Annotated in this window: 16 protein-coding genes; 15 read left to right on the forward strand and 1 reads right to left on the reverse strand. The window is 51.3% G+C overall.

Going from position 1 to position 15914, the window contains the following annotated elements; translation table 11 throughout:
- The first annotated feature begins 152 nt into the window (after window positions 1–152).
- Both ravA and viaA read left to right on the forward strand, forming a co-directional pair.
- Window positions 153–1649 (forward strand): ATPase RavA, encoded by a 1497-nt coding sequence (ravA, locus tag C1P89_RS19640; RefSeq protein WP_005138120.1) that lies wholly within the window; start codon window positions 153–155, stop codon window positions 1647–1649.
- Window positions 1643–3094, forward strand: coding sequence for an ATPase RavA stimulator ViaA (gene viaA, locus C1P89_RS19645; protein WP_000956642.1), 1452 nt, complete (start codon window positions 1643–1645; stop codon window positions 3092–3094). Before ravA ends, viaA begins: the two co-directional genes overlap by 7 nt.
- A gap of 4 nt (window positions 3095–3098) precedes the next feature.
- Here viaA and asnA read toward each other — a convergent pair whose 3' ends face one another.
- Window positions 3099–4091 (reverse strand): aspartate--ammonia ligase, encoded by a 993-nt coding sequence (gene asnA, locus C1P89_RS19650; protein ID WP_000845106.1) that lies wholly within the window; start codon window positions 4089–4091, stop codon window positions 3099–3101.
- Between the two features lie 151 nt (window positions 4092–4242).
- Between asnA and asnC the strand changes: the two genes are divergently transcribed.
- The 13 genes from asnC (at window position 4243) to C1P89_RS19715 (ending at window position 15693) form a co-directional block, all read left to right on the forward strand.
- Window positions 4243–4701 (forward strand): transcriptional regulator AsnC, encoded by a 459-nt coding sequence (gene asnC / locus C1P89_RS19655; protein ID WP_000432968.1) that lies wholly within the window; start codon window positions 4243–4245, stop codon window positions 4699–4701.
- A gap of 89 nt (window positions 4702–4790) precedes the next feature.
- Window positions 4791–5234 (forward strand): FMN-binding protein MioC, encoded by a 444-nt coding sequence (mioC, locus tag C1P89_RS19660; RefSeq protein WP_000763731.1) that lies wholly within the window; start codon window positions 4791–4793, stop codon window positions 5232–5234.
- Between the two features lie 378 nt (window positions 5235–5612).
- On the forward strand, window positions 5613–7502 hold the full coding sequence (gene mnmG / locus C1P89_RS19665) for a tRNA uridine-5-carboxymethylaminomethyl(34) synthesis enzyme MnmG (RefSeq protein ID WP_000499795.1): 1890 nt from the start codon (window positions 5613–5615) through the stop codon (window positions 7500–7502).
- A 63-nt stretch (window positions 7503–7565) separates the two neighbouring features.
- Window positions 7566–8189: a 16S rRNA (guanine(527)-N(7))-methyltransferase RsmG gene (gene rsmG, locus C1P89_RS19670; protein WP_000932839.1), complete on the forward strand. Its 624-nt coding sequence runs from the start codon at window positions 7566–7568 to the stop codon at window positions 8187–8189.
- A gap of 616 nt (window positions 8190–8805) precedes the next feature.
- The gene (gene atpI / locus C1P89_RS19675; RefSeq protein WP_000116697.1) at window positions 8806–9186 is read left to right on the forward strand and encodes a F0F1 ATP synthase subunit I; all 381 of its coding nucleotides are present in this window, start codon (window positions 8806–8808) and stop codon (window positions 9184–9186) included.
- 8 nt (window positions 9187–9194) lie between these two features.
- On the forward strand, window positions 9195–10010 hold the full coding sequence (gene atpB / locus C1P89_RS19680) for a F0F1 ATP synthase subunit A (RefSeq protein ID WP_000135625.1): 816 nt from the start codon (window positions 9195–9197) through the stop codon (window positions 10008–10010).
- 46 nt (window positions 10011–10056) lie between these two features.
- Window positions 10057–10296: a F0F1 ATP synthase subunit C gene (gene atpE, locus C1P89_RS19685; protein WP_000429386.1), complete on the forward strand. Its 240-nt coding sequence runs from the start codon at window positions 10057–10059 to the stop codon at window positions 10294–10296.
- A gap of 61 nt (window positions 10297–10357) precedes the next feature.
- Complete coding sequence (gene atpF / locus C1P89_RS19690) at window positions 10358–10828, forward strand: F0F1 ATP synthase subunit B (protein ID WP_001052219.1); 471 nt, start codon at window positions 10358–10360, stop codon at window positions 10826–10828.
- 14 nt (window positions 10829–10842) lie between these two features.
- The gene (atpH, locus tag C1P89_RS19695; RefSeq protein WP_001288587.1) at window positions 10843–11376 is read left to right on the forward strand and encodes a F0F1 ATP synthase subunit delta; all 534 of its coding nucleotides are present in this window, start codon (window positions 10843–10845) and stop codon (window positions 11374–11376) included.
- Window positions 11377–11388: 12 nt separating this feature from the next.
- A complete protein-coding gene (gene atpA / locus C1P89_RS19700; RefSeq protein WP_001176745.1) occupies window positions 11389–12930 on the forward strand; it encodes a F0F1 ATP synthase subunit alpha in 1542 nt (513 codons plus the stop codon).
- A gap of 50 nt (window positions 12931–12980) precedes the next feature.
- Window positions 12981–13844 (forward strand): F0F1 ATP synthase subunit gamma, encoded by an 864-nt coding sequence (gene atpG / locus C1P89_RS19705; RefSeq protein WP_000896498.1) that lies wholly within the window; start codon window positions 12981–12983, stop codon window positions 13842–13844.
- Between the two features lie 26 nt (window positions 13845–13870).
- Entirely contained in the window at window positions 13871–15253 is a 1383-nt protein-coding gene (gene atpD, locus C1P89_RS19710) for a F0F1 ATP synthase subunit beta (protein WP_000190506.1), read from the forward strand.
- 20 nt (window positions 15254–15273) lie between these two features.
- Complete coding sequence (locus C1P89_RS19715; protein ID WP_001251965.1) at window positions 15274–15693, forward strand: F0F1 ATP synthase subunit epsilon; 420 nt, start codon at window positions 15274–15276, stop codon at window positions 15691–15693.
- Window positions 15694–15914: the final 221 nt, after the last annotated feature.

A 15914-nucleotide genomic window follows, 5' to 3' on the forward strand; every position in this document is an offset into this window, starting at 1 on the left:
GAGCGTTTCCGGATTCTTACACAGCCACTGGATCGGTCAACTGATCCTTAACTGATCGGCATTCCCCCCTTTGAGACTATTTTAGCCACCAGCAAGAAACGTCTATACTCGCAATTTACGCAGAACTTTTGACGAAAGGACGCCACTTCATTATGGCTCACCCTCATTTATTAGCGGAAAGAATTTCCCGCCTGAGCAGTTCGTTGGAAAAGGGGCTTTATGAACGTAGCCACGCCATCCGCTTGTGTTTATTAGCGGCATTAAGTGGTGAAAGTGTGTTCCTCCTTGGCCCGCCAGGTATTGCCAAAAGTTTGATCGCCCGGCGCTTAAAATTCGCCTTTCAGAATGCCCGCGCGTTTGAATATCTGATGACCCGCTTCTCCACGCCGGAAGAAGTTTTTGGTCCCCTTTCTATTCAGGCGCTAAAAGATGAAGGGCGCTATGAACGTTTAACCAGCGGTTACCTGCCGGAAGCAGAAATTGTCTTTCTGGATGAGATCTGGAAAGCGGGCCCGGCAATTCTTAATACCTTGCTCACCGCCATTAACGAGCGCCAGTTCCGCAACGGTGCACACGTAGAAAAAATCCCGATGCGTCTGCTGGTGGCGGCCTCCAACGAGCTGCCGGAAGCAGACAGCAGTCTGGAAGCGTTATATGACCGCATGCTGATTCGTCTGTGGTTAGATAAAGTGCAGGATAAAGCGAATTTCCGCTCCATGCTGACCAGTCAACAGGATGAAAACGACAATCCGGTTCCTGATGCCTTGCAGGTCACAGATGAAGAATATGAACGCTGGCAGAAAGAGATTGGTGAAATTACGCTGCCCGATCATGTATTTGAGCTGATTTTTATGCTGCGCCAGCAACTGGATAAATTACCGGATGCGCCTTATGTCTCGGATCGTCGCTGGAAAAAAGCGATCCGATTATTGCAGGCCAGCGCCTTTTTTAGCGGTCGCAGTGCTGTTGCCCCGGTAGATCTCATTTTGCTGAAAGATTGCCTGTGGTATGACGCGCAAAGCCTGAATTTGATACAACAACAAATTGATGTATTGATGACCGGTCATGCCTGGCAACAGCAAGGGATGTTGACTCGCCTTGGCGCGATTGTGCAACGTCACCTGCAACTCCAGCAGCAACAAAGCGATAAAACAGCCTTAACGGTAATTCGTCTGGGCGGCATTTTCAGCCGTCGTCAGCAGTATCAACTTCCTGTTAACGTTACTGCTTCCACTCTGACTCTACTGCTGCAAAAACCGTTAAAACTGCATGATATGGAAGTGGTTCATATCTCCTTTGAGCGTAGCGCGCTGGAACAGTGGCTGAGCAAAGGTGGTGAAATTCGCGGTAAACTGAACGGTATCGGCTTTGCCCAGAAACTGAATCTGGAAGTTGATAGCGCCCAACATCTTGTCGTTCGCGATGTAAGTTTACAAGGCAGTACGCTGGCACTTCCCGGTTCATCGGCTGAAGGTCTGCCTGGTGAAATAAAACAACAACTGGAAGAGCTTGAAAGCGACTGGCGCAAGCAACACGCTTTATTCAGCGAACAGCAAAAATGTCTGTTTATCCCTGGCGACTGGTTAGGTCGCATTGAAGCCAGCCTACAGGATGTCGGTGCACAGATTCACCAGGCACAACAATGCTAACGCTGGATACGCTTAATGTGATGCTGGCCGTCAGCGAAGAGGGATTGATCGAAGAGATGATCATCGCACTGCTGGCCTCACCGCAGCTGGCGGTCTTCTTTGAAAAATTCCCACGCCTGAAGGCGGCAATCACTGATGATGTTCCCCGCTGGCGTGAGGCGCTGCGCAGTCGGCTGAAAGATGCCCGAGTCCCGCCGGAACTCACCGAAGAGGTGATGTGCTATCAGCAAAGCCAGCTCCTCTCCACGCCGCAGTTTATTGTGCAGCTACCACAGATCCTGGACTTACTGCATCGTCTGAATTCCCCATGGGCAGAACAAGCCCGGCAGTTGGTTGATGCTAACAGCACAATAACTTCAGCGTTACACACGCTTTTTCTCCAGCGTTGGCGTTTAAGTCTGATCGTGCAAGCAACGACGTTAAATCAACAGCTATTAGAAGAAGAACGCGAACAACTGTTGAGTGAAGTTCAAGAACGCATGACGCTGAGCGGACAACTTGAACCGATTCTCGCAGATAACAATACTGCAGCTGGTCGTCTGTGGGATATGAGCGCCGGTCAGCTTAAACGTGGCGACTATCAGTTGATTGTGAAATACGGTGAATTTCTTAACGAACAGCCGGAACTGAAACGCCTGGCAGAGCAGCTGGGGCGTTCTCGGGAAGCCAAATCAATACCGCGCAACGATGCGCAGATGGAAACCTTCCGCACCATGGTGCGCGAACCGGCGACGGTTCCTGAGCAGGTTGATGGTCTGCAACAAAGCGATGATATTTTACGTCTTCTGCCGCCAGAACTGGCGACACTAGGGATAACGGAACTGGAGTATGAGTTTTACCGTCGGCTGGTGGAAAAACAGTTGCTCACCTATCGCCTGCACGGTGAGTCGTGGCGTGAAAAAGTGATCGAACGTCCGGTGGTACATAAAGATTACGATGAACAGCCGCGCGGGCCGTTTATTGTCTGTGTGGATACTTCCGGCTCAATGGGCGGCTTTAATGAACAGTGTGCGAAAGCGTTCTGCCTGGCCTTGATGCGCATTGCTCTCGCTGAAAACCGGCGCTGCTATATTATGCTATTTTCCACCGAGATCGTCCGTTATGAGCTTTCAGGCCCCCAAGGCATCGAACAAGCAATCCGTTTTTTAAGCCAGCAGTTTCGTGGCGGCACCGATCTTGCCAGTTGTTTTCGCGCCATTATGGAACGCTTGCAAAGCAGGGAATGGTTTGATGCCGATGCGGTGGTGATTTCTGATTTTATCGCTCAGCGGTTGCCTGACGACGTGACGAGTAAAGTGAAAGAGCTGCAGCGGGTACATCAGCATCGCTTTCATGCCGTGGCGATGTCGGCACACGGCAAACCCGGCATCATGCGCATTTTCGATCATATCTGGCGCTTTGATACCGGGATGCGAAGCCGCCTGCTCAGACGCTGGCGGCGATAAATTATTACAGCAGAGAAGGGACGTTCTCGCGAACAGCAGCTGGCCATACACCACACTGAACCTGGCCGATATGCGGCAGTTGCAGCAGCAGCATGGTCAAACGAGACTGGCCGATACCGCCGCCGATGGTCTGCGGCATTTCACCGCGCAGCAGCGCCTGATGCCATTCCAGCTGCAGACGATCTTCATCACCGGTCAGCGCCAACTGATGCTTCAACGTGTCGGCATCCACGCGGATCCCCATGGAAGAAAGCTCAAACGCATCTTCCAGTACAGGGTTCCACACCAGAATATCGCCGTTCAGACCCGCATGACCCAGCTCTGACGGGGTGCTCCAGTCATCATAATCCGGTGCGCGCACGTCGTGGCGATGACCATCGCTCAGCTTGCCGCCAATCCCGACAAGGAATACCGCGCCAAGATCTTTCGCTATCGCCCGCTCACGCCCTTTGGCATCGAGATCCGGATAACGAGACAGTAACTCCTGGCTGTGTACGAAGTGGATCTGATCCGGCAGGAACGGTGCCAGGCCAAACTCTTCGCTAACCGCAGCTTCGGTTGCTTTAATTCCCGCCCAGATCGCCTCTACCGTGCTTTTCAGAGTCGAGAATTGACGCTCACCGTCGCCCATTACGCGTTCCCAGTCCCACTGGTCAACATAGACCGAGTGCAACGGAGAAAGACGGTCTTCATCGGGGCGAAGGGCTTTCATGTGCGTGTACAGCCCTTCGCCCGCGCTGAAGTCGTGTTGCCCTAAGGTCTGACGTTTCCACTTCGCCAGTGAATGAACCACTTCGAACTGGGCATCAGGCAGAGCTTTCACTTTTACCTGCACCGCTTTTTCACAGCCCGACAAGTTATCCTGCGTGCCATCCCCCACACGGCTAAGAATCGGCGCCTGGACTTCGATCAGCCCCAGACGTTCTTCCAGTTGGCGAGAAAAGTGAGATTTCACGAAGCTAATTTGGCGTTGTTTGGCAATGTAAGCGGTTTTCATTTTTTATACTCCTGCGTCCTGTTGCTTATGATTAAGCAACAAAAACCGACAAACATGCAATAATCATTCAATAAAAAGCCTAACACACTTTTGATTCATTAAAAAAGAAGGCTAAAATAGAATGAATCATCAATCTGCATAAGAAAATCCTATGGAAAATTATCTGATCGACAATCTGGACCGTGGCATCCTGGAAGCATTAATGGGCAATGCGCGCACCGCTTACGCCGAACTGGCGAAACAATTTGGCGTCAGTCCGGGGACGATTCACGTTCGAGTAGAGAAAATGAAGCAGGCGGGGATCATTACCGGGGCGCGTATTGATGTCAGCCCGAAGCAGCTCGGTTATGACGTAGGCTGCTTTATCGGCATTATATTAAAGAGCGCCAAAGACTACCCTTCCGCGCTGGCAAAGCTGGAAAGCCTTGCTGAAGTCACTGAAGCCTATTACACAACAGGCCACTACAGCATCTTTATAAAAGTAATGTGCCGTTCGATCGACGCTCTCCAGCATGTACTTATCAACAAGATCCAAACAATTGATGAAATTCAGTCCACCGAGACATTGATCGTCCTGCAAAACCCGATCATGCGTACCATCAAGCCATAATCGGCTTTTTTAATCCCATACTTTTCCACAGGTAGATCCCAACGCGTTCACAGCGTACAATACGCCACTCTTAATAAAGGTGGCGGTTTATGGCAGATATCACTCTTATCAGCGGCAGCACCCTCGGCGGTGCCGAATATGTAGCAGAACACCTGGCTGAAAAGCTGGAAGAGGCGGGTTTTACCACCGAAACGCTGCACGGTCCGCTGTTGGAAGATTTATCTGCCTCGGGGATCTGGCTGATTATCAGCTCCACCCACGGTGCCGGAGATATTCCGGACAACCTTTCTCCTTTCTATGAAGCATTGCAGGAACAGAAGCCCGATCTTTCTGCGGTCCGCTTTGGCGCAATCGGTATTGGTAGTCGTGAATATGACACCTTTTGTGGGGCTATCGATAAACTCGAGGCAGAACTCAAAAATTCCGGTGCAAAACAGACAGGCGAAACACTGAAGATCAACATTCTTGATCACGACATTCCGGAAGATCCGGCAGAAGAATGGCTGGGATCGTGGATTAATTTACTCAAATAAGTATACAGATCGTGCGATCTACTGTGGATAACTCTGTCAGGAAGCTTGGATCAACCGGTAGTTATCCAAGGAACAACGGTTGTTCAGTTTTTGAGTTGTGTATAACCCCTCATTCTGATCCCAGCTTATACGGTCTAGGATCACCGATCATTCACAGTTAATGATCCTTTCCAGGTTGTTGATCTTAAAAGCCGGATCCTTGTTATCCACAGGGTAGTGCGATCCTAATAAGAGATCACAATAGAACAGATCTCTAAATAAATAGATCTTCTTTTTAATACCCAGGATCCCAGGTCTTTCTCAAGCCGACAAAGTTGAGTAGAATCCACGGCCCGGGCTTCAATCCATTTTCATACCGCGTTATGCGAGGCAATCACCATGTTTTATCCGGATCCTTTTGACGTCATCATCATTGGCGGGGGTCATGCAGGCACCGAGGCCGCGATGGCCGCGGCGCGTATGGGTCAACAGACTCTGCTTTTGACACACAATATCGACACTCTGGGGCAGATGAGCTGCAACCCGGCGATCGGCGGTATTGGGAAGGGACATCTGGTAAAAGAAGTGGATGCACTCGGCGGTCTGATGGCGAAAGCGATCGATCAAGCGGGTATCCAGTTTAGGATACTAAACGCAAGCAAAGGACCGGCGGTTCGCGCTACCCGAGCTCAGGCGGATCGTGTGCTCTACCGTCAGGCGGTACGTACGGCGCTGGAGAACCAACCGAACCTGATGATCTTCCAGCAGGCGGTTGAAGATCTTATTGTCGAAAACGATCGCGTGGTCGGTGCTGTTACCCAAATGGGACTGAAGTTCCGTGCCAAAGCCGTCGTGCTCACCGTTGGGACGTTCCTCGACGGTAAAATTCATATCGGTCTGGATAATTACAGCGGTGGTCGTGCTGGTGATCCGCCGTCCATTCCGCTTTCTCGCCGTTTGCGTGAACTGCCGCTGCGCGTTGGTCGTCTGAAAACCGGGACACCACCGCGTATTGATGCTCGAACTATCGACTTTAGTGTGCTGGCGCAACAGCATGGCGATAACCCAATGCCGGTATTCTCGTTTATGGGCAATGCGTCCCAGCATCCCCAGCAGGTGCCGTGTTATATCACTCATACCAACGAGAAAACCCATGATGTGATCCGCAGTAACCTCGATCGTAGCCCAATGTACGCAGGGGTGATCGAAGGTGTCGGCCCACGCTACTGCCCATCGATCGAAGACAAAGTCATGCGCTTCGCCGACAGAAATCAGCATCAGATCTTCCTTGAACCGGAAGGGCTGACCTCTAACGAAATTTATCCGAACGGTATCTCCACCAGCCTGCCGTTCGATGTGCAGATGCAAATCGTCCGCTCCATGCAGGGGATGGAAAACGCGAAGATCGTGCGTCCGGGTTATGCCATTGAGTATGACTTCTTCGATCCACGCGACCTGAAACCGACGCTGGAGAGCAAGTTTATCCAGGGGCTGTTCTTTGCTGGTCAGATTAACGGCACTACCGGTTACGAAGAAGCCGCTGCGCAAGGTTTGCTGGTCGGTCTTAACGCTGCCCGTCTGTCTGCTGACAAAGAAGGTTGGGCTCCGGCGCGTTCTCAGGCGTATCTCGGCGTACTGGTTGATGACCTGTGCACTTTAGGAACCAAAGAACCGTATCGTATGTTTACTTCGCGCGCAGAATATCGTCTGATGCTGCGCGAAGATAATGCGGATCTGCGTTTGACTGAAATCGGTCGTGAACTGGGCCTGGTGGATGACGAACGTTGGGCGCGCTTTAACGAGAAACTTGAGAATATCGAGCGTGAGCGTCAGCGTCTGAAATCGACCTGGGTAACCCCGTCGGCGGAAGCTGCAGCCGAAGTGAATGCTCACCTGACTGCGCCGCTTTCCCGTGAAGCCAGTGGTGAAGATCTGCTGCGTCGTCCGGAAATGACTTATGAAAAATTAACCACGCTGACGCCGTTTGCCCCTGCGTTGACAGACGAACAGGCGGCGGAACAGGTTGAGATTCAGGTTAAATACGAAGGTTATATCGCGCGCCAGCAAGATGAGATCGAAAAGCAGCTGCGTAACGAGAACACCCTGCTACCCGCGACACTGGATTACCGCCAGGTATCCGGTCTTTCTAACGAAGTGATCGCCAAACTTAACGATCACAAACCGGCCTCTATCGGCCAGGCTTCGCGTATTTCTGGCGTCACGCCTGCGGCTATCTCCATTCTGCTGGTGTGGCTGAAAAAACAGGGTATGCTGCGTCGTAGCGCATAACGCATTAAAAATGCCTGGTAAGCACCCGCTTACCAGGCAACGCATCAAGAACAGGTAATCACCGTGCTCAACAAACTCTCCTTACTGCTGAAAGACGCAGGTATTTCGCTTACCGATCACCAGAAAAACCAGCTTATTGCCTACGTGAATATGCTGCATAAATGGAACAAAGCGTACAACCTGACTTCGGTCCGCGATCCTAATGAGATGCTGGTACGCCATATTCTCGATAGCATTGTGGTGGCACCGTATCTGCAAGGTGAACGGTTTATCGATGTCGGCACCGGACCAGGACTGCCAGGCATTCCACTCTCTATCGTGCGTCCTGAAGCCCATTTCACTCTGTTGGATAGCCTTGGTAAACGCGTGCGTTTCCTTCGTCAGGTGCAACATGAGCTTAAACTGGAGAATATTGAGCCAGTACAGAGCAGGGTAGAAGAGTTTCCTTCAGAGCCGCCATTTGATGGCGTAATTAGCCGCGCTTTTGCCTCTCTGAACGATATGGTGAGCTGGTGCCACCATCTTCCTGGTGAGCAAGGCCGTTTCTACGCGCTGAAAGGGCAAATGCCGGAAGATGAAATCGCTTTGTTGCCCGAAGAATATCAGGTCGAATCAGTGGTTAAACTTCAGGTTCCAGCTCTGGATGGCGAACGTCATCTGGTGGTGATTAAAGCAAATAAAATTTAATTTTTATCAAAAAAATCATAAAAAATTGACCGGTTAGACTGTTAACAACAACCAAGTTTTCTACTGATATAACTGGTTACATTTAACGCCACGTTCACTCTTTTGTATCAACAAGATAACGTGGCTTTTTTTGGTAAGCAGAAAATAAGTCATTAGTGAAAATATCAGTCTGCTAAAAATCGGCGCTAAGAACCATCATTGGCTGTTAAAACATTATTAAAAATGTCAATGGGTGGTTTTTGTTGTGTAAATGTCATTTATTAAAACAGTATCTGTTTTTAGACTGAAATATCATAAACTTGCAAAGGCATCATTTGCCAAGTAAATAAATATACTGTGCGCGAACATGCGCAATATGTGATCTGAAGCACGCTTTATCACTAGTGTTTACGCGTTATTTACAGTTTTTCATGATCGAACAGGGTTAGCGGAAAAGTCGCAATTGTATGCACTGGAAAAATATTTAAACATTTATTCACCTTTTGGCTACTTATTGTTTGAAATCACGGGGGCGCACCGTATAATTTGACCGCTTTTTGATGCTTGACTCTAAGCCTTAAAGAAAGTTTTATACGACACGCGGCATACCTCGAAGGGAGCAGGAGTGAAAAACGTGATGTCTGTGTCGCTCGTGAGTCGAAACGTTGCTCGGAAGCTTCTGCTCGTTCAGTTACTGGTGGTGATAGCAAGTGGATTGCTGTTCAGCCTCAAAGACCCCTTCTGGGGCGTCTCTGCAATAAGCGGGGGCCTGGCAGTCTTTCTGCCTAACGTTTTGTTTATGATATTTGCCTGGCGTCACCAGGCGTATACACCAGCGAAAGGCCGGGTGGCCTGGACATTCGCATTTGGCGAAGCTTTCAAAGTTCTGGCGATGTTGGTGTTACTGGTGGTGGCGTTGGCGGTTTTAAAGGCGGTATTCTTGCCGCTGATCGTTACGTGGGTTTTGGTGCTGGTGGTTCAGATACTGGCACCGGCTGTAATTAACAACAAAGGGTAAAAGGCATCATGGCTTCAGAAAATATGACGCCGCAGGATTACATAGGACACCACCTGAATAACCTTCAGCTGGACCTGCGTACATTCTCGCTGGTGGATCCACAAAACCCCCCAGCCACCTTCTGGACAATCAATATTGACTCCATGTTCTTCTCGGTGGTGCTGGGTCTGTTGTTCCTGGTTTTATTCCGTAGCGTAGCCAAAAAGGCGACCAGCGGTGTGCCAGGTAAGTTTCAGACCGCGATTGAGCTGGTGATCGGCTTTGTTAATGGTAGCGTGAAAGACATGTACCATGGCAAAAGCAAGCTGATTGCTCCGCTGGCCCTGACGATCTTCGTCTGGGTATTCCTGATGAACCTGATGGATTTACTGCCTATCGACCTGCTGCCGTACATTGCTGAACATGTACTGGGTCTGCCTGCACTGCGTGTGGTTCCGTCTGCGGACGTGAACGTAACGCTGTCTATGGCACTGGGCGTATTTATCCTGATTCTGTTCTACAGCATCAAAATGAAAGGCATCGGCGGCTTCACGAAAGAGTTGACGCTGCAGCCGTTCAATCACTGGGCGTTCATTCCTGTCAACTTAATCCTTGAAGGGGTAAGCCTGCTGTCCAAACCAGTTTCACTCGGTTTGCGACTGTTCGGTAACATGTATGCCGGTGAGCTGATTTTCATTCTGATTGCTGGTCTGTTGCCGTGGTGGTCACAGTGGATCCTGAATGTGCCGTGGGCCATTTTCCACATCCTGATCATTACGCTGCAAGCCTTCATCTTCATGGTTCTGACGATCGTCTATCTGTCGATGGCGTCTGAAGAACATTAATTTACCAACACTACTACGTTTTAACTGAAACAAACTGGAGACTGTCATGGAAAACCTGAATATGGATCTGCTGTACATGGCTGCCGCTGTGATGATGGGTCTGGCGGCAATCGGTGCTGCGATCGGTATCGGCATCCTCGGGGGTAAATTCCTGGAAGGCGCAGCGCGTCAACCTGATCTGATTCCTCTGCTGCGTACTCAGTTCTTTATCGTTATGGGTCTGGTGGATGCTATCCCGATGATCGCTGTAGGTCTGGGTCTGTACGTGATGTTCGCTGTCGCGTAGTAAGCGTTGCTTTTATTTAAAGAGCAATATCAGAACGTTAACTAAATAGAGGCATTGTGCTGTGAATCTTAACGCAACAATCCTCGGCCAGGCCATCGCGTTTGTCCTGTTCGTTCTGTTCTGCATGAAGTACGTATGGCCGCCATTAATGGCAGCCATCGAAAAACGTCAAAAAGAAATTGCTGACGGCCTTGCTTCCGCAGAACGAGCACATAAGGACCTTGACCTTGCAAAGGCCAGCGCGACCGACCAGCTGAAAAAAGCGAAAGCGGAAGCCCAGGTAATCATCGAGCAGGCGAACAAACGCCGCTCGCAGATTCTGGACGAAGCGAAAGCTGAGGCAGAACAGGAACGTACTAAAATCGTGGCCCAGGCGCAGGCAGAAATTGAAGCCGAGCGTAAACGTGCCCGTGAAGAGCTGCGTAAGCAAGTTGCTATCCTGGCTGTTGCTGGCGCCGAGAAGATCATCGAACGTTCCGTGGATGAAGCTGCTAACAGCGACATCGTGGATAAACTTGTCGCTGAACTGTAAGGAGGGAGGGGCTGATGTCTGAATTTATTACGGTAGCTCGCCCCTACGCCAAAGCAGCTTTTGACTTTGCCGTCGAACACCAAAGTGTAGAACGCTGGCAGGACATGCTGGCGTTTGCCGCCGAGGTAACCAAAAACGAACAAATGGCAGAGCTTCTCTCTGGCGCGCTTGCGCCAGAAACGCTCGCCGAGTCGTTTATCGCAGTTTGTGGTGAGCAACTGGACGAAAACGGTCAGAACCTGATTCGGGTAATGGCTGAAAATGGTCGTCTTAACGCGCTCCCGGATGTTCTGGAGCAGTTTATTCACCTTCGTGCCGTGAGTGAGGCTACCGCTGAGGTAGACGTCATTTCCGCTGCCGCACTGAGTGAACAACAGCTCGCGAAAATTTCTGCTGCGATGGAAAAACGTCTGTCACGCAAAGTTAAGCTGAATTGCAAAATCGATAAGTCTGTAATGGCAGGCGTTATCATCCGAGCGGGTGATATGGTCATTGATGGCAGCGTACGCGGTCGTCTTGAGCGCCTTGCAGACGTCTTGCAGTCTTAAGGGGACTGGAGCATGCAACTGAATTCCACCGAAATCAGCGAACTGATCAAGCAGCGCATTGCTCAGTTCAATGTTGTGAGTGAAGCTCACAACGAAGGTACTATTGTTTCTGTAAGTGACGGTGTTATCCGCATTCACGGCCTGGCCGATTGTATGCAGGGTGAAATGATCTCCCTGCCGGGTAACCGTTACGCTATCGCACTGAACCTTGAGCGCGACTCTGTAGGTGCGGTTGTTATGGGTCCGTACGCTGACCTTGCCGAAGGCATGAAAGTTAAGTGTACTGGCCGTATCCTGGAAGTTCCGGTTGGCCGTGGCCTGCTGGGCCGTGTGGTTAACACTCTGGGTGCACCAATCGACGGTAAAGGTCCGCTGGATCACGACGGCTTCTCTGCTGTAGAAGCAATCGCTCCGGGCGTTATCGAACGTCAGTCCGTAGATCAGCCGGTACAGACCGGTTATAAAGCCGTTGACTCCATGATCCCAATCGGTCGTGGTCAGCGTGAATTGATCATCGGTGACCGTCAGACAGGTAAAACCGCACTGGCTATCGATGCCATCATCAACCAGCGCGATTCCGGTATCAAATGTATCTATGTCGCTATCGGCCAGAAAGCGTCCACCATTTCTAACGTGGTACGTAAACTGGAAGAGCACGGCGCACTGGCTAACACCATCGTTGTGGTAGCAACCGCGTCTGAATCCGCTGCACTGCAATACCTGGCACCGTATGCCGGTTGCGCAATGGGCGAATACTTCCGTGACCGCGGTGAAGATGCGCTGATCATTTACGATGACCTGTCTAAACAGGCTGTTGCTTACCGTCAGATCTCCCTGCTGCTCCGTCGTCCGCCAGGACGTGAAGCATTCCCGGGCGACGTTTTCTACCTCCACTCTCGTCTGCTGGAGCGTGCTGCACGTGTTAACGCCGAATACGTTGAAGCCTTCACCAAAGGTGAAGTGAAAGGGAAAACCGGTTCTCTGACCGCACTGCCGATTATCGAAACTCAGGCGGGTGACGTTTCTGCGTTCGTTCCGACCAACGTAATCTCCATTACCGATGGTCAGATCTTCCTGGAAACCAACCTGTTCAACGCCGGTATTCGTCCTGCGGTTAACCCGGGTATTTCCGTATCCCGTGTTGGTGGTGCAGCACAGACCAAGATCATGAAAAAACTGTCCGGTGGTATCCGTACCGCTCTGGCACAGTATCGTGAACTGGCAGCGTTCTCTCAGTTTGCATCCGACCTTGACGATGCAACACGTAAGCAGCTTGACCACGGTCAGAAAGTGACCGAACTGCTGAAACAGAAACAGTATGCGCCGATGTCCGTTGCGCAGCAGTCTCTGGTTCTGTTCGCAGCAGAACGTGGTTACCTGGCGGATGTTGAACTGTCGAAAATTGGCAGCTTCGAAGCCGCTCTGCTGGCTTACGTCGACCGTGATCACGCTCCGTTGATGCAAGAGATCAACCAGACCGGTGGCTACAACGACGAAATCGAAGGCAAGCTGAAAGGCATCCTCGATTCCTTCAAAGCAACCCAATCCTGGTAACGTCTGGCGGCTTGCCTTAGGGCAGGCCGCAAGGCATTGAGGAGAAGCTCATGGCCGGCGCAAAAGAGATACGTAGTAAGATCGCAAGCGTCCAGAACACGCAAAAGATCACTAAAGCGATGGAGATGGTCGCCGCTTCCAAAATGCGTAAATCGCAGGATCGCATGGCGGCCAGCCGTCCTTATGCAGAAACCATGCGCAAAGTGATTGGTCACCTTGCACACGGTAATCTGGAATATAAGCACCCTTACCTGGAAGACCGCGACGTTAAACGCGTGGGCTACCTGGTGGTGTCGACCGACCGTGGTTTGTGCGGTGGTTTGAACATTAACCTGTTCAAAAAACTACTGGCGGAAATGAAGACCTGGACCGACAAAGGCGTTCAATGCGACCTCGCAATGATCGGCTCGAAAGGCGTGTCGTTCTTCAACTCCGTGGGCGGCAATGTTGTTGCCCAGGTCACCGGCATGGGGGATAACCCTTCCCTGTCCGAACTGATCGGTCCGGTAAAAGTGATGTTGCAGGCTTACGACGAAGGCCGTCTGGACAAGCTTTACATTGTCAGCAACAAATTTATTAACACCATGTCTCAGGTTCCGACCATCAGCCAGCTGCTGCCGTTACCGGCATCAGATGATGATGATCTGAAACATAAATCCTGGGATTACCTGTACGAACCCGATCCGAAGGCGTTGCTGGATACCCTGCTGCGTCGTTATGTCGAATCTCAGGTTTATCAGGGCGTGGTTGAAAACCTGGCCAGCGAGCAGGCCGCCCGTATGGTGGCGATGAAAGCCGCGACCGACAATGGCGGCAGCCTGATTAAAGAGCTGCAGTTGGTATACAACAAAGCTCGTCAGGCCAGCATTACTCAGGAACTCACCGAGATCGTCTCGGGGGCCGCCGCGGTTTAAACAGGTTATTTCGTAGAGGATTTAAGATGGCTACTGGAAAGATTGTCCAGGTAATCGGCGCCGTAGTTGACGTCGAATTCCCTCAGGATGCCGTACCGCGCGTGTACGATGCTCTTGAGGTGCAAAATGGTAATGAGCGTCTGGTGCTGGAAGTTCAGCAGCAGCTCGGCGGCGGTATCGTGCGTACCATCGCAATGGGTTCCTCCGACGGTCTGCGTCGCGGTCTGGATGTAAAAGACCTCGAACACCCGATCGAAGTCCCGGTAGGTAAAGCGACTCTGGGCCGTATCATGAACGTACTGGGTGAACCGGTCGACATGAAAGGCGAGATCGGTGAAGAAGAGCGTTGGGCGATTCACCGCGCAGCACCTTCCTACGAAGAGCTGTCAAACTCTCAGGAACTGCTGGAAACCGGTATCAAAGTTATCGACCTGATGTGTCCGTTCGCTAAGGGCGGTAAAGTTGGTCTGTTCGGTGGTGCGGGTGTAGGTAAAACCGTAAACATGATGGAGCTCATTCGTAACATCGCGATCGAGCACTCCGGTTACTCTGTGTTTGCGGGCGTAGGTGAACGTACTCGTGAGGGTAACGACTTCTACCACGAAATGACCGACTCCAACGTTATCGACAAAGTATCCCTGGTGTATGGCCAGATGAACGAGCCGCCGGGAAACCGTCTGCGCGTTGCTCTGACCGGTCTGACCATGGCTGAGAAATTCCGTGACGAAGGTCGTGACGTTCTGCTGTTCGTTGACAACATCTATCGTTACACCCTGGCCGGTACGGAAGTATCCGCACTGCTGGGCCGTATGCCTTCAGCGGTAGGTTATCAGCCGACCCTGGCGGAAGAGATGGGCGTTCTGCAGGAACGTATCACCTCCACCAAAACTGGTTCTATCACCTCCGTACAGGCGGTATACGTACCTGCGGATGACTTGACTGACCCGTCTCCGGCAACCACCTTTGCGCACCTTGACGCAACCGTGGTACTGAGCCGTCAGATCGCGTCTCTGGGTATCTACCCGGCCGTTGACCCGCTGGACTCCACCAGCCGTCAGCTGGACCCGCTGGTGGTTGGTCAGGAACACTACGACACCGCGCGTGGCGTTCAGTCCATCCTGCAACGTTATCAGGAACTGAAAGACATCATCGCCATCTTGGGTATGGATGAACTGTCTGAAGAAGACAAACTGGTGGTAGCGCGTGCTCGTAAGATCCAGCGCTTCCTGTCCCAGCCGTTCTTCGTGGCAGAAGTATTCACCGGTTCTCCGGGTAAATACGTCTCCCTGAAAGACACCATCCGTGGCTTTAAAGGCATCATGGAAGGCGAATACGATCACCTGCCGGAGCAGGCGTTCTACATGGTCGGTTCCATCGAAGAAGCTGTGGAAAAAGCCAAAAAACTTTAACGCCTTAATCGGAGGGTGATATGGCAATGACTTACCACCTGGACGTCGTCAGCGCAGAGCAACAAATGTTCTCTGGTCTGGTCGAGAAAATCCAGGTAACGGGTAGCGAAGGTGAACTGGGGATCTACCCTGGCCACGCACCGCTGCTCACCGCCATTAAGCCTGGTATGATTCGCATCGTGAAACAGCACGGTCACGAAGAGTTTATCTATCTGTCTGGCGGCATTCTTGAAGTGCAGCCTGGCAACGTGACCGTTCTGGCCGACACCGCAATTCGCGGCCAGGATCTCGACGAAGCGCGAGCCATGGAAGCGAAACGTAAGGCTGAAGAGCACATTAGCAGCTCTCACGGCGACGTAGATTACGCTCAGGCGTCTGCGGAACTGGCCAAAGCGATCGCGCAGCTGCGCGTTATCGAGTTGACCAAAAAAGCGATGTAACACCGGCTTGAAAAGCACAAAAGCCAGTCTGGAAACAGGCTGGCTTTTTTTTACGCGTGATCCGTCCTGAAGAGCGTTCACATAGATCCTGCTGATATAAAACACCCCTGTTTTCCCGTTTATTCATTGATCGAAATAAGAGCAAAAACATCCACCTGACGCTTAAATGAAGGTACTGCCTTAATTTTCTGCAGACAAAAGGCGTGACGATGGTCGAAAAT

Source organism: Shigella sonnei, assembly GCF_002950395.1.
Classification (GTDB): domain Bacteria; phylum Pseudomonadota; class Gammaproteobacteria; order Enterobacterales; family Enterobacteriaceae; genus ECMA0423.

Bases quoted from the DNA above. Each gene is read 5' to 3' on its own strand.
- C1P89_RS19715 (WP_001251965.1), top strand. From the start codon at position 15,274: ATGGCAATGACTTACCACCTGGACGTCGTCAGCGCAGAGCAACAAATG.
- atpB (WP_000135625.1), top strand. From the start codon at position 9,195: ATGGCTTCAGAAAATATGACGCCGCAGGATTACATAGGACACCACCTG.
- atpG (WP_000896498.1), top strand. From the start codon at position 12,981: ATGGCCGGCGCAAAAGAGATACGTAGTAAGATCGCAAGCGTCCAGAAC.
- mioC (WP_000763731.1), top strand. From the start codon at position 4,791: ATGGCAGATATCACTCTTATCAGCGGCAGCACCCTCGGCGGTGCCGAA.
- asnC (WP_000432968.1), top strand. From the start codon at position 4,243: ATGGAAAATTATCTGATCGACAATCTGGACCGTGGCATCCTGGAAGCA.
- atpH (WP_001288587.1), top strand. From the start codon at position 10,843: ATGTCTGAATTTATTACGGTAGCTCGCCCCTACGCCAAAGCAGCTTTT.
- mnmG (WP_000499795.1), top strand. From the start codon at position 5,613: ATGTTTTATCCGGATCCTTTTGACGTCATCATCATTGGCGGGGGTCAT.
- asnA (WP_000845106.1), bottom strand. From the start codon at position 4,091: ATGAAAACCGCTTACATTGCCAAACAACGCCAAATTAGCTTCGTGAAA.
- atpI (WP_000116697.1), top strand. From the start codon at position 8,806: ATGTCTGTGTCGCTCGTGAGTCGAAACGTTGCTCGGAAGCTTCTGCTC.
- atpE (WP_000429386.1), top strand. From the start codon at position 10,057: ATGGAAAACCTGAATATGGATCTGCTGTACATGGCTGCCGCTGTGATG.
- ravA (WP_005138120.1), top strand. From the start codon at position 153: ATGGCTCACCCTCATTTATTAGCGGAAAGAATTTCCCGCCTGAGCAGT.
- atpD (WP_000190506.1), top strand. From the start codon at position 13,871: ATGGCTACTGGAAAGATTGTCCAGGTAATCGGCGCCGTAGTTGACGTC.
- viaA (WP_000956642.1), top strand. From the start codon at position 1,643: ATGCTAACGCTGGATACGCTTAATGTGATGCTGGCCGTCAGCGAAGAG.
- atpA (WP_001176745.1), top strand. From the start codon at position 11,389: ATGCAACTGAATTCCACCGAAATCAGCGAACTGATCAAGCAGCGCATT.